19 protein-coding genes are annotated in these 19,370 nt (G+C 35.1%); 10 read left to right on the top strand and 9 right to left on the bottom strand.

Features of this window, described 5'->3' with window-relative positions:
* The first annotated feature begins 143 nt into the window (after positions 1 to 143).
* A complete protein-coding gene (locus J7574_RS12375) occupies positions 144 to 392 on the top strand; it encodes a hypothetical protein (protein WP_290968570.1) in 249 nt (82 codons plus the stop codon).
* Between the two features lie 41 nt (positions 393 to 433).
* Here J7574_RS12375 and J7574_RS12370 read toward each other — a convergent pair whose 3' ends face one another.
* The 4 genes from J7574_RS12370 to J7574_RS12355 all read right to left on the bottom strand — a co-directional run bounded on the left by J7574_RS12370 (position 434) and on the right by J7574_RS12355 (position 3,087).
* Positions 434 to 637 carry a hypothetical protein gene (locus tag J7574_RS12370; RefSeq protein ID WP_290968567.1) on the bottom strand — a complete coding sequence of 68 codons (204 nt, stop codon included), beginning with the start codon at positions 635 to 637 and terminating at the stop codon, positions 434 to 436.
* A 274-nt stretch (positions 638 to 911) separates the two neighbouring features.
* Positions 912 to 2,336, bottom strand: coding sequence for an FAD-dependent monooxygenase (locus J7574_RS12365; protein ID WP_290968564.1), 1,425 nt, complete (start codon positions 2,334 to 2,336; stop codon positions 912 to 914).
* A gap of 135 nt (positions 2,337 to 2,471) precedes the next feature.
* The gene (locus J7574_RS12360; protein WP_290968561.1) at positions 2,472 to 2,825 is read right to left on the bottom strand and encodes a cysteine hydrolase family protein; all 354 of its coding nucleotides are present in this window, start codon (positions 2,823 to 2,825) and stop codon (positions 2,472 to 2,474) included.
* A gap of 10 nt (positions 2,826 to 2,835) precedes the next feature.
* Positions 2,836 to 3,087 (bottom strand): isochorismatase family protein, encoded by a 252-nt coding sequence (locus tag J7574_RS12355; RefSeq protein ID WP_290968558.1) that lies wholly within the window; start codon positions 3,085 to 3,087, stop codon positions 2,836 to 2,838.
* 247 nt (positions 3,088 to 3,334) lie between these two features.
* Here J7574_RS12355 and J7574_RS12350 point away from each other — a divergent pair, with 247 nt between their 5' ends.
* From J7574_RS12350 to J7574_RS12330, 5 genes are all read left to right on the top strand, one after another.
* Positions 3,335 to 3,535, top strand: a complete 201-nt coding sequence (locus J7574_RS12350) for a hypothetical protein (protein WP_290968555.1) — start codon at positions 3,335 to 3,337, stop codon at positions 3,533 to 3,535.
* 167 nt (positions 3,536 to 3,702) lie between these two features.
* Complete coding sequence (locus J7574_RS12345; RefSeq protein WP_290968552.1) at positions 3,703 to 4,338, top strand: hypothetical protein; 636 nt, start codon at positions 3,703 to 3,705, stop codon at positions 4,336 to 4,338.
* 181 nt (positions 4,339 to 4,519) lie between these two features.
* Positions 4,520 to 4,963 carry a hypothetical protein gene (locus J7574_RS12340; protein WP_008463513.1) on the top strand — a complete coding sequence of 148 codons (444 nt, stop codon included), beginning with the start codon at positions 4,520 to 4,522 and terminating at the stop codon, positions 4,961 to 4,963.
* 1,222 nt (positions 4,964 to 6,185) lie between these two features.
* Entirely contained in the window at positions 6,186 to 9,377 is a 3,192-nt protein-coding gene (locus J7574_RS12335; RefSeq protein WP_290968546.1) for a SusC/RagA family TonB-linked outer membrane protein, read from the top strand.
* A gap of 12 nt (positions 9,378 to 9,389) precedes the next feature.
* A complete protein-coding gene (locus tag J7574_RS12330; protein ID WP_290968544.1) occupies positions 9,390 to 10,814 on the top strand; it encodes a SusD/RagB family nutrient-binding outer membrane lipoprotein in 1,425 nt (474 codons plus the stop codon).
* 63 nt (positions 10,815 to 10,877) lie between these two features.
* Here the strand turns inward: J7574_RS12330 and J7574_RS12325 are convergent, their stop codons facing one another.
* The 3 genes from J7574_RS12325 to J7574_RS12315 are packed head-to-tail and all read right to left on the bottom strand — an operon-like array spanning position 10,878 to position 13,794.
* Positions 10,878 to 11,675 carry a siderophore-interacting protein gene (locus tag J7574_RS12325; protein WP_290968542.1) on the bottom strand — a complete coding sequence of 266 codons (798 nt, stop codon included), beginning with the start codon at positions 11,673 to 11,675 and terminating at the stop codon, positions 10,878 to 10,880.
* A gap of 15 nt (positions 11,676 to 11,690) precedes the next feature.
* Entirely contained in the window at positions 11,691 to 12,905 is a 1,215-nt protein-coding gene (locus tag J7574_RS12320; RefSeq protein WP_290968540.1) for an MFS transporter, read from the bottom strand.
* 58 nt (positions 12,906 to 12,963) lie between these two features.
* Positions 12,964 to 13,794 (bottom strand): helix-turn-helix domain-containing protein, encoded by an 831-nt coding sequence (locus J7574_RS12315; RefSeq protein ID WP_290968538.1) that lies wholly within the window; start codon positions 13,792 to 13,794, stop codon positions 12,964 to 12,966.
* 158 nt (positions 13,795 to 13,952) lie between these two features.
* On the opposite strand from J7574_RS12315, the gene J7574_RS12310 reads away from it, so the two are divergent.
* Positions 13,953 to 14,405: a DUF4440 domain-containing protein gene (locus tag J7574_RS12310; RefSeq protein ID WP_290968536.1), complete on the top strand. Its 453-nt coding sequence runs from the start codon at positions 13,953 to 13,955 to the stop codon at positions 14,403 to 14,405.
* On the opposite strand, the gene J7574_RS12305 is transcribed toward J7574_RS12310, so the two are convergent.
* Complete coding sequence (locus J7574_RS12305) at positions 14,402 to 15,220, bottom strand: helix-turn-helix transcriptional regulator (RefSeq protein ID WP_290968535.1); 819 nt, start codon at positions 15,218 to 15,220, stop codon at positions 14,402 to 14,404. The two genes, J7574_RS12310 and J7574_RS12305, sit on opposite strands and share 4 nt — an antisense overlap.
* A gap of 177 nt (positions 15,221 to 15,397) precedes the next feature.
* On the opposite strand from J7574_RS12305, the gene J7574_RS12300 reads away from it, so the two are divergent.
* Genes J7574_RS12300 through J7574_RS12290 form a run of 3 tightly spaced genes read left to right on the top strand, consistent with a single transcriptional unit; the run spans position 15,398 to position 17,935 of the window.
* Positions 15,398 to 16,096: a type 1 glutamine amidotransferase domain-containing protein gene (locus tag J7574_RS12300; protein ID WP_290968533.1), complete on the top strand. Its 699-nt coding sequence runs from the start codon at positions 15,398 to 15,400 to the stop codon at positions 16,094 to 16,096.
* A gap of 1 nt (position 16,097) precedes the next feature.
* Positions 16,098 to 17,027, top strand: coding sequence for an NAD-dependent epimerase/dehydratase family protein (locus J7574_RS12295; protein WP_290968531.1), 930 nt, complete (start codon positions 16,098 to 16,100; stop codon positions 17,025 to 17,027).
* A complete protein-coding gene (locus tag J7574_RS12290) occupies positions 17,024 to 17,935 on the top strand; it encodes an AraC family transcriptional regulator (RefSeq protein ID WP_290968529.1) in 912 nt (303 codons plus the stop codon). Before J7574_RS12295 ends, J7574_RS12290 begins: the two co-directional genes overlap by 4 nt.
* 288 nt (positions 17,936 to 18,223) lie before the next feature.
* On the opposite strand, the gene J7574_RS12285 is transcribed toward J7574_RS12290, so the two are convergent.
* The gene (locus tag J7574_RS12285; RefSeq protein WP_290968526.1) at positions 18,224 to 18,994 is read right to left on the bottom strand and encodes an alpha/beta hydrolase; all 771 of its coding nucleotides are present in this window, start codon (positions 18,992 to 18,994) and stop codon (positions 18,224 to 18,226) included.
* Positions 18,995 to 19,370: the final 376 nt, after the last annotated feature.

Here is a 19,370-nt window from a genome sequence, read left to right as displayed (position 1 = left end):
CATTTCTTTTCAAAAAAGAGAGGAATGTTTATAATATGTTGATAAATAATGCGTTGCGGACTGTGTTAAAATCTGATTTCGATAGATTAAATGTTTTAAATTTAGTAACTGAATGATAGTTAATTATTTAAAATATTTTGAATATGGAAAGAGCTATAAAATTACAGGTTCGCAAGGAACTTGATGGAAAACAGCAGGTAAACTTAATTAAGCTAAAAGGCAGTTTAATTACAAAAGGCTACACAGAAATTATTCATATTAGCGATAAGGATGATGAATTTTACATTAACTCATTTGCAACCAGAACAGAAGCAAGCAATGAAGTAAAAGAATTTATCCTAGATTTTATAAACAAAGAAAATTTAAGCAATACAATTAGTGTACTAGCCTAAATTGCTAGAATTGCACTGCTTAAATTTTCCAGTTATTTAGTTTAAACCGCGCTGGTATAACTTGAATTTTGATCCAGATAAAGAGGTTGGTCTTTTAAAGCATTTTCGGGTTTTTCATCCCAATCTCCCCAATCTCCTACATAAGTTTTACGAAATATTAATTCGTTATTATCACCACTACAAACCAAAGTTCGGTCTGTACAGGTTTCATTGTTTGGACTGAAGTTTATTTGTATGTTTTTCATGGTGCAATTATTTATAAGTGTTTGTAAATGAGAATATAAAATTAAAACTATCGTGTCGGATTTTGTTATAAAATAATATTAAATTATTGTTTAATTTTCACGTTTATGAGTAAAAAATAACCCTATAAAAAAGGCTGTCCCAATTGAGACAGCCTTTTTTTTTGTGGATATGCTGGACGTAGGCGCACTGCGGTGCGTCTCTACAATTTATCTTTCGTATAAAAAAGATGAGACTTATTAAGACTGAAGCAAGTTCTACACTTTCCTCTTTCTTCTATAATCTTTCCTCTCTCTTAAGACATCTTCCCCGAGGTTCATCGCCTTCGCGAAGTATAATTTCAGAATGTAAAAATTGCGCTGCATCTGCAGAATCTTTTACTTTGGCAGCGCTGCGTTCTAGCATTTCAGTTTCAAAATCATTCAATACACGTTCTCTTAGTCCGATTGTTCTCCATTGTGATTGCGTATGGCATCCTTTATAAATTTTTCGGGCTAATTTTAAGGCATCCAATAAAGCCTGATTGGCGCCTTGCCCTTTAAACGGACTCATTGGGTGTGCGGCATCGCCAATTAGAGTAATGTTTTTATTTTTTTGTAATAATTCGGAATGCAGCAATTCGCGATCGTAGACAGGATAGCCAGAAATCAAATTTTCTGGTGTCGCTTCTAAAATCTGCGGAATAGGAGCGTGCCATTTTGTTCTGAGACAGGCTTCTTCCTTAAGCGCTTTTGCACCTTTTGCGCTCAGTTCTTTGGCTTCTTTTTCGGATATAGGAAAACTTAGCTGCCACATTACAGAATCTGCTGTGTAAGGCATTATGTAAATTCGCTCATTGCCGTTTGCAGTCTGAAAAACGGTTGCAGAATCCAATAACGGACTCGAAACGTCTTCGAGAGCACTCAAAGGGCAAATTCCTAATATTACAATACAGTCCAAATAGCGAAGCGGAGTTGCATCTTCGCCAATTATAATTTTTCTCACAGCACTTCTAATACCGTCTGCACCAACAACAAGATCAGCTTTTACCGTTTTTATTTCTCCATTTGCCTGAAAATTCAATTCAACATCATTTTCAGATGCGGTAAGATTTAATAATTGATGTCCCCATTGTATACTTTTATTTCCTCCGAGCTGCTCCAAAAGCGCTAAGCGAAGTGATTGTCTTGCGATGTGTATGTTGGTGCGTTTTGCCGGATTTTTAATTTCTTCTTCTAACCATTTTCTGGTTCCCCATTCGCCGAGTACTTTTCCTTCTGTATTATGAACAATATGTTTTGTCGAAATTACACCGCCTAAAGAAGTAATTCCTAAACCGTTCATGGCTTTGCTTGCCTGCTGTAATGTAAGTCCATAACCTTGAGATCTAGCATCAAAATGCGTATCTCTTTCGTAAATTGTAAAAGGAATTCCGCGATGCAAGCACGCCACAGCCAAAGCAACGCCGCCAATACCAGCGCCAATTATGGCAACGTGAGGTTTTGTGGAATCTGGTTCCAGATAGTTTTCAGACTGAATTAATCCCGATCCTGAACAATTTAAACAGGGATGTAAGTGCGCTTTAGGACGAATAGGCGCCGGAGCCGTACTTTGCGATTGCTCGTACAAAGCCAATTCCGATTGGTAACGGCGTTGCGTTTTTTTACTGAGTCCGCGATTTATTTTGCCTTGTCCCTGGCATTCCTTACATATGGTCCACATATTCTAACTCACAATTGTATTGAGCTACAAAGTTACGTTATCTGAAGTATTTAAACTATGCTTTTCACTATTGGAGCTATTTCTACAAACTAGCTAAAGCTTTTTGAAAGTTTTCGGAACATAAAGGAATATCTTTTAAAGATTAATATTGTTTATAAACTCCTCTGTAGAAGAAAGAACATGACCGTAATTAGGAAAATTAGTTTCTACAGTTACTCGAATTTCTTCCCAATTAAAAGCGCCAATTCCATCTTTTATTAAAGTGACGTGATAACCCAATTCGACTCCGAATCTCGCAGTTGAATCGATACAGGTGTTGGCTCTCATGCCGACAATAACAATATGGTCAATATCGTGCTGGCGTAAAAGGAAATCTAAATCAGTGTTGGCAAAACCACTTGCAGTCCAATGATTTTGAGCAATAAGATCACCTTCTTGCATAATAAGATCAGGATGAAATTCGGCTCCCCATGAATCTTTCTCAAACAAAGTAATATTATTACTTCCTGAATGCGAAGGCCATAAACTTCCAGTTCAAGTAATCGCCTTTTTGAGTGTGGCGATGCGGTGCATAAATCACCTGAATTTTCTTTTCTCTCACCGCTGTTAATAGTTTTTTTATGTTACTGACTACATTATTTCCTTCAACAGTTTCTTTTGTTACAGGAAATAATTTTCCTCCTTCAGAAAGAAAATCATTAAAAGGATCAATAATAACAAGTGCGGTTTTTTGAAGTGGATACAAGCTCATGATTTTAAATTTTTAAAGTTTAAGCGATTGTTCTCTAATAATATGCCACTTGCTTTTGAAGCTGTTCTTATTGGCTTTTAATAAATTAAACTAATAGGAAAAGCGCGATATTTAACGGATTTTCGAAATAAAACAAATACTACCCGATACAAGCGAGCCATTTTATTTTATAATTTTTAAAAATGATTATATAAGAAAGACTATTCCATTTGAAGTAATTTTAAGAATCATTAAAAAACTAGGAATTATGGAGAAGAATAATCAAACCCAGAAAAACCCGAATCCGAAACAGGGCGGGGCAGATCATCGAACAGATACTAGGAAACATCAATATAAAGAACATGAAGAAGTTTTGACTAATGATGAAAATTATGATGTGGACACTAAAAAGTTCAAAGGAGAAAAACCAGAACTCGATGACAAATTAAATAATGAAGAAAAGAAATAATGCAGAAGCGCCTCAGTTCGTTTGAGGCGCTTTTTTATTCATTAAAAATGACTTTTTTTGAGGGATAAAAGAGAAGAAGCACAAAATATGATTGGATTTTTATAGATTTGTAAAAATCTAATACAGTTTCTCCAGTAATAATTGAGAAATAATATATAATACAAGGCATGAAATCGGTTACTTCAGTTTTTTTACTTTTAATGTTTGTCTGTTCCAATTCTTACTCACAATTGAGTTCTGATAAAATATTTGAAAGTTTTAAACAAGGTGAACGTACAAATTGTTCGTCTATAGCTTTTATTAAAGCTTCTTTAAACGTTTACGGATTAGATAATCTTTTTGTAAGCGAAAAAGTAAACGATGATTTGTATAAGATTACACTAAAAAACAATGCTTCTTTTAATCTGAACAGCAGTGAAATAAATAAGGCTAAATCTTCAGCTGGTTTTGTTTATATCAAAGACAATTGCGACACTGAAAAAATAACCGATTACGCAGAATTGACTTATGCCGTAATGGCCAAATACAAGCAAATTATTGATAGAGAAGCTACTTTTGATAAAGCTCTAGAAGATTTAGAAGACGGTACCGTATATACTCCAACAATTTATAAGTATCTCGGATTCACATTAGGCAAACAAATTCAGAAATTAAAAAAAGAGTCGGGAACTGAATATTGCGGTGTGGTAGCATGGTCAAAAGTACATGCTGTTTTTGTATGCGGAGAATTTATGGACTATTACGGAAACAAAAAGAGCTTGTGGATTAAATATCCGAGCCGTTTTAGGATAATTAAGTCGTAAAACACTAAAAATGACTTTTGCGAAATAAGGTGAAATCGCCATAATTTACTGCTTTACTGTAATCTTTTTCTTGTCGCGACGTAACAATTTTATTTTTATTGTGAAAAAGAAAATATAAAAGTTGCATTTTAACATAATTTATATATTTTTGTTTTATTCAAGAACCAAATCTATTAAGAAAATGAAGAGTAAGATTATTTTATTATGTGTCCTTTTCTTCTTGACAACTGCGGCTGTTTCTGCGCAGGCAAAAAATGCGCCAAGAAGTATCATTAGTACAACTGCTTTAATTCGTAAATACCATGATCAAAAAGAGTTAAGTGGTATGCAGAAAGGAGAACTTTTAGAATTGTACATTGAACGTATTAAAGTTCTAGTAAAAACCCTTCCTTATATTGCTTTGGTTACTAAACCAGGTGTTACAATGGCAGATTTAGGTATTCCTGATACAAGTGAGAATAAAAAAATCTTAGACGGACAAGCAGAAGGCACAACAGTTTTCTTAGATACTACTGTTGATTTTCAAAGAAAGATGATGCCTTATTCAGATAAAGGAAATCTTATCGCTGCAATTTTGTTTTATGAAACTACATTAAAATCATTACACGAGTTTAACGAATTGTAATAATTAGAAATAAAAAATAAAAGCTCCAAGGTCTTATGATCTTGGAGCTTTTTTTTATGCTGTTAAGCCTCATATTTATAATATCTTATTGCACTTTGCGGTAAAATGTAACGCAAAGAGCGCAAAGGTTTTTCGCAAAGCGCGCTAAGTTTTTTGAGAATCATTAAAAATGAAAAGTTCACAAAGCTTTATCTGCGCAAAGCTTTGTGAACTTAAATTATGTTCAGCTTCGGCTCGCATTTATAATATCTTATTGCACTTTGCGATAAAATGTAACGCAAAGAGCGCAAAGATTTTTCGCAAAGTGCGCTAAGTTTTTTTTTGAGAATCATTAAAAATGAAAAGTTCACAAAGCCTTATCTGCCCAAAGCTTTGTGAACTTAAATTATGCTCCAGCTGAGTCCTGCATTAAAAATATCTTAGCGCTCTTTGCGGTAAAATGTAACGCAAAGAGCGCAAAGTTTTTTCGCAAAGTGCGCTAAGTTTTTTTGAGAATCATTAAAAATGAAAAGTTCACAAAGTTTTATTTGCACAAAGCTTTGCGAACTTAAATTATCTTCAGCTGAGTCTTGCATTAAAAATATCTTAGCGCTCTTTGCGGTAAAATTTAATGCAAAGAGCAAAGGTTTTTCACAAAGAGCGCCAAAATAGAATTTAAAAGATTAAAATCCTTTGAAAATATTGGGCTTTTAGTACAATTCTTATAAAACCGCAAAAAAACGCAATTCTTATAACTATTTTATTTTTAGTTGTTTAGAGGTTTTTGCTAAAGTAGATTAACATTTTTTTTGCAAAAAGTTTAATTAAAATTTGGGAACTAATATTTTTAATTTACCTTTGTTCTATCAAATTAGTAGAGTTTAAAATTTAGTTAGAAATACAGAGATTAAAACCTTATCATTTCATTTTGAGAAATATACAAGCATAGGACAGTTTTTACTTTATGCATCACTACGGTTAAAATTCCTCTTTTAAATTCATTATAAATTTTTAATAACACTATCCTGAAATAAGGGTAAGAATTGTATAGGCCAAATAAAATAATAATCTAAAAAAAAGTAAAAATGAAAAAACGAATGTGCTGCAGATAAAAAAGAGAAAACCATTTCTGTTGCAGCAGAAATGGTAGAAGCTTAAAAGAAATTGTCATCTCTAAAAGGAAAGCAAGAATAGCATAAAACTGTTCTTACGCTCGCCTTATTTATTAAACTAAAACAAAGTAATGAAAAAAAAATTAAAAAGATATGCTTGGCTATGTATTTTGTTGATTACCATAGGGGTTAAAGCTCAAGAGACAAAGCCGCTAATCCAGTCTAAACTGGAAGGAACAGTAATCGATGCCGTTACAAAAGAGCCTATTATTGGGGCTTCGGTAACAATTCAAGGAACGACTCATGGTGTGGTAACAGATACAGATGGAAAGTTTTATTTCCAAACCGGACAAAAATTTCCATATGTACTTTTAGTGAGCTACTTAGGATATAAAAAACAAGAAGTTGTAGTAGATAAAAACGCTATTGTAATTAATCTTGCTGAAGAGCAGAATGCATTATCTGAGGTAGTGGTTACCGCACTTGGAATTTCAAAAGAAAAGAAATCTTTAGGATATACTACTCAGGCTGTAAAAGGAAAAGAATTGGCTACTACAAAAGAAACCAACTTCTTAAATGCCCTTTCAGGTAAAGTGGCTGGTGTGCGTATTACAAATTCACAAGGAGATATGGGATCTTCACGTATCATTATACGTGGAGAAACTTCGATTGCAGGAAACAATCAGCCGCTTTTTGTGGTAGACGGAGTTCCTGTAGATAACTCACAGTTAAATTTTGGTGGAGCAACTCGTGATTTCAGAAATGCAATTGCCGATTTGAATCCGCAGGACATTGAAACTTTGACTGTATTAAAAGGACCAAACGCTGCTGCTCTTTACGGATCGCGTGCTGCGCATGGTGTTGTGCTTATTACGACAAAATCGGGTAAAGGACAAAAATCGGGTTATGGAGTTACTTTTAATACAGGTATAACGGTTTCTCAAGTGGCTACTTTGCCTTCTTTTCAGAATAGTTATGGACAAGGTTCTAATGGGAAATTTAGTTATGTAGATGGTAAAGGTGGAGGAGTTAATGACGGTGTTGACGAAAGCTGGGGGCCAAGATTAGATGGTCGTCTTATTCCGCAATTTTATTCTAAAGGTGAAGCTGTTCCCTTTGTGGCACACCCAAACAACGTAAAAGATTTCTTCAATACTGGGCTTACTTATGATAATAGTGTTTCTATTGCAAAAGCTAATGATAAAGGAGATTTCCGTTTAGGGGTAAACAACCAAAAACAGCTTGGAACTGTGCCTAATAGTGAAATAAACAAAACAAACTTTTCTATTAACACCAATTACCAAATTTCTGAAAGCGTAAAAGTAGGTGTTAATGCCAATTATATTGCTACCAATGCGCCGCAATTGCCAGGTGGTCCATCAGGCGGACGTGCTGCGGGTGTAATGTTGCAATTCTTATGGTTTGGCCGTCAGGTTGATATTAACGAATTGGATAAAGATTGGACACAAAACTGGAACAATAGTTATTATAGCAACCCATATTGGAATGCATATTACAATACAACAAGCCAACAGCGTAACCGTTTAATTGGAGATGTCCATTTGGATGCAAAACTGGCAGAAGGATTAAATTTCAGATTCCGTACAGGAGTTGATTATTATAACGACCGTAGAAAATATACTATTAAGTACGGTACAAACGGAACTCCTTTCGGATCGTATGCAGAAGATGCTTACACGGTAAATGAGCAAAATACTGAGGGGTTATTTCAATACACAAAACAGCTTAGTGAGGATTTTAGTTTAGATGCACTTGCAGGTTTCAATATTCGTAACCATAGCGATGCCAACAACTATCAGAAAGCACCACGTTTGGCAGTTCCAGATTTATACACTTTAACAAACTCTAGAGATCCGTTAACGTCATCAAACTCATTATCTAGATTGAGAGTTTACAGTGCTTATGCTTCTGCACAGTTTGGTTTTAGAAATTATGCGTTCTTAAACGTTACTGCACGTAATGATTGGTCTTCTACATTACCAAGCAGCAACCGTTCTTATTTCTATCCATCTTTCAATGGTAGTGTAGTTTTAACAGATGCATTAGGCATTAAGAGCAGTACATTAGATTTCTTAAAAGTACGTGGAGGTTGGTCTGAAGTAGGTAACGATGCAGATCCGTACCAATTGGCGACAGTGTATAATTTCCAAACTGCATTTGACGGAAATCCGATCCAGACTTCTTCTCAGAGAAAACTGAATGAAAACTTGAAACCAGAAACTACACGTTCTACTGAGGTTGGTCTTGAAGCTTCTTTCTGGAAAAACAGACTTCACTTTGATGTAGCGTATTACAATACAAATAGTTTCGATCAGATTTTAGAAATCAAAACTACAGCGGCAAGCGGTTATACTTCGCAGTTAATTAATGCAGGTAAAATTAATAACCAAGGTATTGAGGTGCAGTTGGACGGAAATCCTATTCAAACTCAAAACTTCAAATGGAATGTGGCTTTAAATTATTCTAAAAATAAAAGTAAAGTAGAAATTCTAGATTATGCAGGAGATATCAAAAACTATACTATTGGTTCTTCTGGAGGTGTAGATGTATTGGCATCAGTAGGACAAGCTTACGGAGCACTTTACGGAACAGCTTATGAGCGTGATGCTAGCGGTAATATTGTAGTAGGAGCAAATGGTTTGCCTAAAGCAGATCCGACAAAAAAAGTTTTAGGACACTATACTCCAGATTATTTAGCGGGTCTTACCAATACTTTGACTTACAAAAATCTTGAGCTTTCTTTCCTTGTTGATGCAAGCGTTGGCGGAGAACTTTTCTCTGGAACAAACAGAACAGGTAACTATACAGGAGTTTTGGCACAGACACTTCCAGGACGTGGTGCTGAAAACGGAGGTTTAAGCTACTACTACCCAGGAAACAATACTGCAAATCCGAAAACTTTGGTTACTGGCGGTGCAGCTCCAGGCGGTGTGACGGTTTATGATGATGGAATGATTTTCGGAGGTGTATTTGCTGATGGAACGCCTAATAATAAAGTGATTAGCGCACAGGAATATTACAAAGCATCGTACAACATTAGCGAAGCGTATATCTACAGTTCGACTTTTGTAAAAATGAGAGAGATCAAGCTTACTTATAATGTAGACAAAAAGCTGGTTAAAAAATTAGGACTAGAAGGAGCAAGCATTACGGCTGCTGGACGTAACTTATTCTTTATTTACAAAGATGCTCCAAATATTGATCCTGAAACCGCTTTCAATACTGGAAATGCACAAGGATTGGAAAGTTTAGCTTTACCAACAACTAGAAATTTCAGTTTAAACCTTAATGTTAAATTTTAAAAACTCGGAATCATGCTAAAAAAACTATCATATACAATACTGTTTGCATTGACACTGAGCTCTTGCAGTGATACTTTGGATGATATTAATTCAAATCCAAATGCAACTGAAACTCCGCTTGCACCGTACCTTTTGACCGGTACATTAAAACAAGGTGCCGATTTGTACTGGGGAGACGCAAACAACTTTAACTCAACTTTGCTGTTTGTGCAGCATTGGGCTAAAATTCAATATACAGAACCAGATCGTTACGATGTTTCGAATACTTCTTTCACGACATTGTGGGATAAAGGATATTCAACTCTAATTACAGATTTGAACACTATTTTAAAATTTTCAGATGCTCAAGCAAACTCTAACTATAAAGGAATTGCTTTAACATTGCGTTCATGGACATTTTTATTGCTAACAGATGCTTACGGAAGCATTCCGTACAAAGAAGCAGGACAAAAAGTAACACCAGCATACAATACTCAAAAAGAAGTGTACATAGGTTTGCTTGAAGATTTAAAACAAGCACAATCTTTATTAAATAATGCAAACGGTTCTGTTACTGGAGATTTGGTTTATAAAGGCGATATAGCAAAATGGAAAAAATTTGTGAATTCGCTTCGTTTGAGAATTGCATTAAGAATTTCTGATAAAGAACCTGCATTAGCAAAACAAGCGGCAATTGACGCAACAACTGATGCAGCAGGGGTAATCAGCAACGAGAGCGAAACATTTAAGTTTACTTATACAAGTTCGCCTCAGCAAAATCCAGCTTCGGCGTGGTTTGAAACTCGTGATGATTTCCGTATTTCAAAAACTATGGTCGATCAATTGTACGCATTATCAGATCCTCGTTTGCCAGTTTTCGCGCAATTGCCTTCAGATGCAAGCGTTGGCAAATATGTTGGAGGTGCTAACGGACTATCTAATAGTGATGCCAACAGCCAAGGATTTGCTAAAACATCAAAACCAGGAACCTATTTCTTAACATCGGCTTCTCCTGCAGTAATTGCTTCTTATTCAGAAACATTATTCAATCTTGCAGAAGCTGTAGCGCGTGGATTTATTTCTGGAGATGCAGAGCAGTATTATAAAAATGCTATTACAGCTTCGTTTATTCAGTTTGGAGTTACAAATACGACTACTATTTCAACTTACCTGAATCAGGCAAATGTGAAATACGATGCTTCAAATTATGCGAAATCAATTGGTACTCAAAAATGGATTGCGTTCTTCGGACAAGGTCTTGATGCTTTTACAGAATGGAGAAGATTGGATTATCCTGTATTAACAGCAGGTCCAGCTACTGTTTTGGACGGAAAAATACCATCGCGTCTTTTCTATCCTGGTACAGAACAGTCTCTTAACGGAGCAAGCTATCAAGCGGCAGTAGCAGCTCAAGGAAAAGATTTATTGACAACCAAATTATGGTTTGATGCGAAATAAGTCTCAGTTTTATTAAGTTTCATCAAAAAGCCCTGTATCTTAGTTGGATACAGGGCTTTTACATTATTCCATTCTTTGTTTTTGCCTTTCTAGATTCGATTCTTCTTCAGAATTTCCACGTTTCCAATATGAAACAGCATAATATCGATTGCTTTCCAATTGGAGCTCTTCTCTTAAATGGTTTCTTATTTTTCGAATAGTTTCAAATTCAGCCGCGGCAAATACATAATGCTTTTTTTCAATTAATAAAGCGATGCTTTCTTCTGCCAGCGAACTTCCGTTTAAAGGTGAAGAATTATAGATCCATTTTACATTGAGATTGGCTTTGGTATTCAAAATAAATGTGTCTCGATAAGAATTCACTTCAAGCAAAAGCATAACAGTTGCAGTTGAAGGCAGAGTTTCTAAAATGACTGAAATAACCGGAATTGCAGTGCTGTCTCCCACGATAAAATAGCTTTCTACAGAAGGAACAAGAGGTTTTCGGCTTTCTTTCATGGCAATTCCGAGAAAATCTCCAGGATTTGCATTTGCTGCCCATTTAGAAGCTGGGCCGTTATCGCCATGCGCAACAAAATCGATTTGCATTGTTTTATTAATTAAATCAATATTTCGAGTGGTATAAGTTCGAGTCGCGACGAAAAAATCAGAGTCCCAGATTGATTCTTTATAATCTGTGCTGTGCATCGCGTTTTCAGATGGAATGTAAATTTTATTATTGCTTCCTGCACACATATTTTGAAATAGATTTACTTGTTCGTCAGACATCTTAAAAATTATTCTAATGTAATGTGGAGTAAGAAACAGCTTTTCTTTTACTACAAAAAGAGAACGTGCAGTATTTCGTATTGGTTTATCCATTCGTGTTTGATTTTTTTAGTTAATAATGGCCTGAATTTCTTTTCGTTCCGATTGAAGAAGGCTTGCTATGGCAATCACGCAACTAAATGCTCCAAAAAAGTATATGGTCTGATAACTGAACCATCCTGCAATCAAACCAGCGACAGGCCCTGCAATTCCCAGAGAAAGATCAAAAAAAGCAGCATAAGCGCCTAAGGCAGTTCCTCTCATTTGAGGTGTTATTTTCTGGATTGCCAATACGCCTAAAGATGGAAAAACAAGCGAAAACCCAATACCCGTTAGCGCGCAACCTAAAATAGCTGTGCAGCCATTAGAAGACAAACCAATGCATAACTGACCTGCAATTTCAATCAAAAAAGAAATCATAGCCACTTTAAATCCGCCAAAACGATCGGGATACGAAGAGAAAAAGACACGAGTTAAAATATAAGAACCTCCGAAGAAAAGAAATCCGAGAGAAGCTCCGTTCCAGTTTTTCTGACTAAACAATAAGGCGATAAACGATGCGATGCAAGCAAAAGCAATAGAAGAAAAGGCGAGGGCAATTCCCTGCGGAAAAACTTTTCCAATTACTTTGTAAAAAGGGGTTCTTACATATCCTTTGTGCACAGGAACTATTGGCAAACCTTTAGAGGCAATCCAACTTATAAATGTGAAAACCAGAATTGAAGTAAATGCGAATAAAGTTCCAAATTGGACAATCCATAGGCTGAAAGGAGCGCCTATTGCAATTCCTGCATACATTGCAATTCCGTTCCAAGTCATTACTTTGCCAGAATTCTGCTGACCCAAAAGACCGATTCCCCAAGTTAGCATTCCTGTTACCAGAAAACTTTCAGCAATTCCGTGAACGATTCGAGATAATACTAACAATGAAATCGAAAGTAAAGGAATTGATATTGAAGAAGATGCGAACATGTATAAAATACCTGCTATTAAAACCAATAAAATGCCTCGACGGGAACTGATTTTTGAACCGAGAACATCAGTTGTTTTTCCAGCAGATGCGCGTGTGAGAAGCGCGGATAATGCTTGAAGACCAATGACTAAACCAACGGTAAGATTGCCAAAACCTAACTCCTGTTTTATGAATTTTGGAAGTATGCCAATAGAGATGCCAATTGTAATGTAAACAGCCAAAACTGTTATAACAATAGGAATAAGCAATTTAGTGTTAGATTCAGGATTTGGATTTGGAGTATTGCTTGAAGTTGTACTTTTTTCTGTCATAATTTTACTTTGTATATTAATAATTTTTACAAAGGCAAAATTATGCTCGCATGGTGTTTTAAACGTTATCTATAGCAGGGCTGTTGTTGGACAAATCATGGTTTTTTAATCTAAACTCAGAAGCAGTCATACCAATGTTCTTTTTTACAAAACGTGAAAAATAAGCATGATCTTCATAACCTAATTCAAAAGCAATTTGTTTAATATCCAGTTCTGTATAATACAAAAAACGTTTAGCTTCCAAAGCAATTGTTTGCTGTATCCAGTAACTTACAGTAAAACCAGTAACTTGTTTTACAATTTCATTTAAATACAAAGGTGTAATGTTTAGCAAACTTGCATAATCTTTCACTTGTTTATATTCTTTGTATCGTGATTGTAGAAGTTGCTTAAATGTATTGACAGTCTGATACTTTTGTCCACCAATAAGTTCTTTTGAATCTTCCTGTATGAGTGCTCCAACAAAAAATCCTAAAAAAGCATCAGCAAGCGAGTATTCGGTTTGATCCTGAAAGAATTGTTTTTTTTGTTTTAAGAGACTTTCAAGTATCGGAATAATAGAAAAAATCAAATTATTAGCATTCAGTTGAATTCCCTGACGGCTGTTTAAATTCGTATTTAAGATTTGAGTGTATTTCTCAGAAATCAAAAGCGGATCCATAAAAATATACCATCCTTTGCAATTATTCTGGCTGATATAGGAATGAACTTGTCCAGGTGCTACATAATAAGCATATTGATTGGACATTGTAATGTGTTTGAAATCCAATTCCAATTCAAAAACGCCTTGAGTAAGTACAATAAACATATAATGATCATCACGATGGGGCGATTGCGCTTTTTCTGAAAATGCACCAATTGGAATGACGTCTATTCCAATAGTTTTCATTTCATCTCGATGTATTTCAATATGATTCAAATTCATACTTCAGATTGGATCTTGTATTTTTATTGTATTCAAATGTAAAAGTAAAAAAGAAAGTTGTTCGTTATTTTACAATTTTCGCTTTAGCGTAATAATTTCCTTTGTAAAAAAATATATAAACCATGAAAACAAAAATTTTTTTAAGCGCATTTATGATGCTTACTTTTTGGTGTAATGCCCAAACTACAGATTCTTCTTTACAAGAAGTAAAAAAAGTTATTGAAGCCAGTAACAAAACATTTTCTGATTTTACCAACAAAAACGACGGATCAATCGTTGCGAGATACACAGACGACGCCTGTTTATTTCCGCCAAACGGAGAGCCAAAATGCGGAGCAAAACAAATTGATTCTTTTTTTAGAGGCGGACCTCAAGTGCATGTTAAATTCACTATCCAACATCTTTATGGAGACTCCAAAACAGCTGTAACAGAAGAAAGCTTTTACGAAATGACCGATATGAATGGCAAAAAACTAGATGACGGAAAAGTAATTGTAATCTGGAAAAAAACAAAAGACGGCTGGAAAATGCATCGCGATATGTTTAGCAGCAATCATCCTGCAAAACAAGGCTAAAAGCCAATGTTAACCGCTTGCTGAAAGTCGGTATCATCTTTTAGCTGTGAATTTCTGGATGCCGAAGGCGTGATGCCCGTAAACCTCTTAAATTCTTTGATAAAATGGGCTTGGTCATAATAACCGCAGTCATACGCAATGTTGGTTAATGATTCTGTGGTATTGAGAACCAAATCTAAACTCTTATTAAATCGAATTACAGAAGTAAAAGCGGCGGGACTAATGCCAATATTGGCCAGATAAAGTTTTTGGATATACCTTTCTGATAATCCCGAATGGCGGGCAAGGAAAGGTAAATCCAATTGCTGATGATTGCGGAAGAGTTCCTGACTTAAATTCTGCACTATAGAAACCTTCTTTAAGCGGGTTTCATTTTTCTTTAATTTTTGAAGAAAATACCTCTCTAAAACATCAATCTTAGCTGAAAGACCTTCGGCTTCCATAATCTGATCGTACAAATCTCTATTCTCTCCCAATGCCACATCGTACATATCGGTGGCATAATTGGTAAATTCTGATAGCGGATCTGAAAAAAACAGTGCGCTGGCATGCGGATAAATTCGCGCTATAAGTACCGAAGTGCCTTTTGCTACAGAAAGACGCGTTGGAAGCGTCAGATGTCCCAATAATTCTATTGCAGGAGTATCTTTCTGTTTTCCATTGATAATCGTCGCTGCAAATCCTCCAGAAATATTGATTACCAAATCGACATATCCGCTCGGATAAAATACTTCATTGTCGAGATCTTTTTCAATTGTAACAACAGTATAGTTTTTGATAAACGGCGCTAAACTAGCGGATGGTAAAAACTGCATATCGTTTTTTTGTTGTAATTTAGAAAGAAATTAACTGATTATTAGCCTGTTCTAAATTAGCAATAAATACAATGCAAACGAGTTAAAGTTTCAGAGATAATGTTACAATTTTCCATAATTTAGTTACAGCTGTCTCTACAATAGAATCGAAATTTGCAGTAGTAAAATAACGATGTTATGATTTTAAAGATTTTAATTATTGCCACCAATATCGGTACTTATCCAGGAACCAACCTTAAAACGGGTTTATGGTTAAGTGAGCTTACACATATTTATGATGCTGCTCTAAAAGAGAAGTACGAAGTTACAATTGCCAGTCCGAATGGCGGAGATGTGCCAATAGATCCTGAAAGTTTAAAATTCTTCACGCTTGATAAAATTTCAGAACAATATTGGAAAAAATCTTCCTTTAGGGAATTATTAAAAAACAGCAAAAGTGTAGATGCTATTTCGAATCAGGAATTTGATTTAATCTATCTCGCTGGCGGACATGGAACGATGTTTGATTTTATAGAGAATAAAACGCTCCAAAATAGTATTGCAAAGCAGTATGAAAGCGGAAAAATGGTTGCCGCAATTTGCCACGGAGTTGGCGGACTGCTGAATGTAAAATTATCAAACGGAGAATATCTCATTAAAAATAAAAAGATTACTGGTTTTAATTGGTTTGAAGAAAGTCTAGCCAGAAGAAAAAAGGCAGTGCCTTTTAATCTGGAAGCAGCATTAAAAGAAAGGGAATCAGCTTACGAAAAGGCGTTTATTCCGATGACTTCCTATGTTGTGACAGACGGAAATTTAATTACAGGGCAAAATCCATTTAGTTCAAAAGAAATGGCAAAAGAAGTAATCAAGCAATTAAAAAAACAAGCGAATTAAGATGCAGACTATATTGGGAGCCAACGGACAAATAGGTGAAGAATTGGCAAGAGAATTAAAAAGAAACTATACTTCAGATATACGAATAGTAAGCCGTAAAGCACAAAAAGTAAATGATACCGATACTGTTTTTTCGGCAGATTTAACCATTAAAGAAAGAGCAATAGAAGCCGTAAAAGGCAGTGAAATTGCTTATTTTACATTAGGACTTCCGATGAATTCTGATTTGTGGGAAAAACAGTTTCTCCTAATTACCAGAAATGTTATAGAAGCCTGCAAAATCAATAAAACAAAACTAGTGTTTTTTGATAATACGTACATGTATCCGCAAGATAGCAGAGTGCTTACCGAAGAAACGGCTTTTGAACCAATAGGAAGAAAAGGGAAAATTAGGAAGGAAATGGCCGAAATGGTTTTAAACGAAATAAAATCAGGTCAGCTTGAAGCGGTAATTTGCCGTGCGCCTGAATTTTATGGACCCGCTAAAACGCAGAGCATTACCAATACTTTAATTTTTACTGCTATTAAAGAAAATAAAAAACTAAAAGTACCTTTGAGTGATGCTAAAAAAAGAAGCCTAATTTGGACACCTGATGCAAGCCGTGCAACAGCACTGATAGGAAATACCCCAGATGCTTTTGGCCAGACTTGGCATTTGCCGGTTGATGAAAGCCATCTCAATTATAAAGAGTTCATTGCATTGGCTTCTGAAATATATGGCAGAGAATTAAAATATACCGTTATTCCAAAGTTGATATTTAAAATAGGAGCGCTTTTTAATAAAGGGATAAAAGAACTGCAAGAACTCCTTCCGAGATATGAGCATGCTAATGTTTTTGACGATTCAAAATTTAGAAAGCGTTTTCCAGATTTTGCTGTAACAAGCTACAGAGAAGGAATCGAACAAATTAAGAGCGAACAGCAGAAATGAAAACACCTGTAAAAATACCGTCGATAAATGCATTGCATCAGTTTTTAGGATTAAAGAAACCTTTAAATCCGTTGGTGAGTGTATTTGGTTTTGATGACATAAAACTAGAATCTGAAACTCTTTTAAACGCCTTTACGACCGATTTTTATGTCATCGCCTTAAAGAAAGATTGTGCAGGAGGAAAGTTCAAATACGGCCAACAGTATTACGATTTTGATGAAGGCATTATGTATTTTACAGCTCCAAATCAGGTATTGCAGTTTGAAGATATTTTGCTAAATGGCGTAAAAGGTTTTGTATTGGCGGTGCATCCAGACTTTTTATACAATTATCCTTTGGCGGTAAAGATTAAAGAATACGGCTATTTTGCTTATACTGCTAATGAAGCACTTAATCTTTCAGAAAAAGAAGAGGTTTCTATTATGCAGATAATCGAAAATATTGGTAGAGAAATCCAAGATAATATGGATGCTTTTACACAAGATTTGTTGGTGAACAACATCGAATTGCTTTTAAAATATTGTGATCGTTATTACAGCCGACAGTTTTTGACCAGAAAAAAGGCAAATCACGATCTGCTTACTAAATTGGAAGAACTGCTAGATGATTATTTTAAAAGCGATAAATTGGCTGAAAAAGGCGTTCCAACAGTTCAATATATGGCAAGCGAACTTTGTTTAAGTCCCAATTATCTTTCAGACATGTTGCGCATACAAACTGGCCAAACCACACAGCAGCACATTCAAAACAGAGTAATAGAAAAGGCAAAAGAACTTTTGTCTACAACTTCCATGTCAGTATCTGAAATTGCTTACTATTTGGGTTTTGAACATCCGCAGTCTTTTCATCGATTATTTAAAAATCGGGCATCGCTTTCTCCACTAGAGTTTAGACAATCATTTAATTAAAAGAGAAATGCTAAACCTACATGATTTAGCATTTTGATATATTTTTTATGCCGACGTAACATTCTTAACTGAATGATTTTTATTTCGTTTCTATAAAATGCAATATTTAATATTCCGTTAGGAATATCTCGTCGGTAAAAAAATGTATTGCATTGTATAGTGTCCCGTAGGGACACCTGATTCAGAAACAATATGCCAGCCGATTAATCAAACGTTCCTACGGAACGTGTAATCTGAAATCCAATTTAATTTTTCTACCGATATGACATTCCTAACGGAATGATTTTTTTATAGTTCTTCATACCAATTTATAATATATTCGGCTACACTTTCCCAGCCAGGTTCTCCACAGATAAAATGGCTTTTTCCATCAAATATTTTAAGATCGACACGACCTGCATTTTCTTTATATCGTCGGGCAATTGATTGTGTGAGGTTAGAAGGGAAGATATGATCACTTCCTCCGCCAATAAATAAAATAGGTTCATGAGGCCTTTTGAAATTGATATTAGAGAAGGAATTTAAAACCAATTCTCTGCTTACTTTATAGCTTTCAGGTACGGCAAACTTCTCAAAGGCAATGCTTTTTTGAGATTCGGGTATTGTATTAAAAAAAGCATAATCGTACCATTTTCGGCTTCCCATAAAATATTGAGAAGAAGAGAAAAAACCAAACGCAGGAATGACTGTTTTTAAGGTTTGAAATGGCGGGAACACATTTTTTGGAGGTGCTCCGTCAATGCTAACTCCAGCAACAGCTTTGCCTAATTCTACAAGCTTTAAAACAGCCATACCCGCCATCGAATGCCCTATTATCAAAGGCTTTTCGGGTAAAGTATCTATTAATTTGCTGATGTTAGTAACGATGTCTATAAATCCAGTTTTGATTAGATCAGGATGAACTCTTGCTCTCAGTTCGGCAGGAACTCCTTCGTGTCCTGGATTTGTCGGAGTATAAACCGTATATCCTTTTTGTTCGTAGTACTTTTTCCATTCTGTCCAAGTTTTCTCGTTGACAAAATTTCCGTGAATAAGCACAATAGTTTTTGATTTTGACATGATTCTTTTATTTGATTAATATTAGAATTGCTCTGAAAATTTCACTTTTCAATAAGTTTGCTTTTTTCAGAAAAACCAATTTACATGCCATGCCAAATATGCCTTAATTATTAAGGTTTTAGGGCTTTCTCTGGAATTTAAAAGTTCTATATTTCGCTAAATGCATTTAGATTAGTGAGATTTCGCTATAAAAGAATTAAGCGTTGGAACGAATCAATAAACATATAGAAACATAGTTGCAAAGCATCGGAATTGCGTTAAAAGCATTTCACTTATTTGAATGTACCTAGTTTATCTATGTATGGAAACTAGTTTCTTTTACTTTCTTTTTCGATATAAAAAACTATGTTTCTATATGTTTAAAAACTTTAATCGC

It is taken from the genome of Flavobacterium sp., assembly GCF_017744675.1.
Classification (GTDB): Bacteria; Bacteroidota; Bacteroidia; order Flavobacteriales; family Flavobacteriaceae; genus Flavobacterium.
The sequence above is the reverse complement of the archived record's forward strand: the minus strand, read 5'-3'. Positions and strand labels throughout refer to the sequence as shown.

Bases quoted from the DNA above. Each gene is read 5' to 3' on its own strand.
- J7574_RS12365 (WP_290968564.1), bottom strand. From the start codon at position 2,336: ATGTGGACCATATGTAAGGAATGCCAGGGACAAGGCAAAATAAATCGC.
- J7574_RS12340 (WP_008463513.1), top strand. From the start codon at position 4,520: ATGAAGAGTAAGATTATTTTATTATGTGTCCTTTTCTTCTTGACAACT.
- J7574_RS12345 (WP_290968552.1), top strand. From the start codon at position 3,703: ATGAAATCGGTTACTTCAGTTTTTTTACTTTTAATGTTTGTCTGTTCC.
- J7574_RS12325 (WP_290968542.1), bottom strand. From the start codon at position 11,675: ATGGATAAACCAATACGAAATACTGCACGTTCTCTTTTTGTAGTAAAA.
- J7574_RS12315 (WP_290968538.1), bottom strand. From the start codon at position 13,794: ATGAAAACTATTGGAATAGACGTCATTCCAATTGGTGCATTTTCAGAA.
- J7574_RS12355 (WP_290968558.1), bottom strand. From the start codon at position 3,087: ATGAGCTTGTATCCACTTCAAAAAACCGCACTTGTTATTATTGATCCT.
- J7574_RS12370 (WP_290968567.1), bottom strand. From the start codon at position 637: ATGAAAAACATACAAATAAACTTCAGTCCAAACAATGAAACCTGTACA.
- J7574_RS12290 (WP_290968529.1), top strand. From the start codon at position 17,024: ATGAAAACACCTGTAAAAATACCGTCGATAAATGCATTGCATCAGTTT.
- J7574_RS12300 (WP_290968533.1), top strand. From the start codon at position 15,398: ATGATTTTAAAGATTTTAATTATTGCCACCAATATCGGTACTTATCCA.
- J7574_RS12285 (WP_290968526.1), bottom strand. From the start codon at position 18,994: ATGTCAAAATCAAAAACTATTGTGCTTATTCACGGAAATTTTGTCAAC.
- J7574_RS12335 (WP_290968546.1), top strand. From the start codon at position 6,186: ATGAAAAAAAAATTAAAAAGATATGCTTGGCTATGTATTTTGTTGATT.
- J7574_RS12330 (WP_290968544.1), top strand. From the start codon at position 9,390: ATGCTAAAAAAACTATCATATACAATACTGTTTGCATTGACACTGAGC.
- J7574_RS12320 (WP_290968540.1), bottom strand. From the start codon at position 12,905: ATGACAGAAAAAAGTACAACTTCAAGCAATACTCCAAATCCAAATCCT.
- J7574_RS12375 (WP_290968570.1), top strand. From the start codon at position 144: ATGGAAAGAGCTATAAAATTACAGGTTCGCAAGGAACTTGATGGAAAA.
- J7574_RS12310 (WP_290968536.1), top strand. From the start codon at position 13,953: ATGAAAACAAAAATTTTTTTAAGCGCATTTATGATGCTTACTTTTTGG.
- J7574_RS12350 (WP_290968555.1), top strand. From the start codon at position 3,335: ATGGAGAAGAATAATCAAACCCAGAAAAACCCGAATCCGAAACAGGGC.
- J7574_RS12295 (WP_290968531.1), top strand. From the start codon at position 16,098: ATGCAGACTATATTGGGAGCCAACGGACAAATAGGTGAAGAATTGGCA.
- J7574_RS12305 (WP_290968535.1), bottom strand. From the start codon at position 15,220: ATGCAGTTTTTACCATCCGCTAGTTTAGCGCCGTTTATCAAAAACTAT.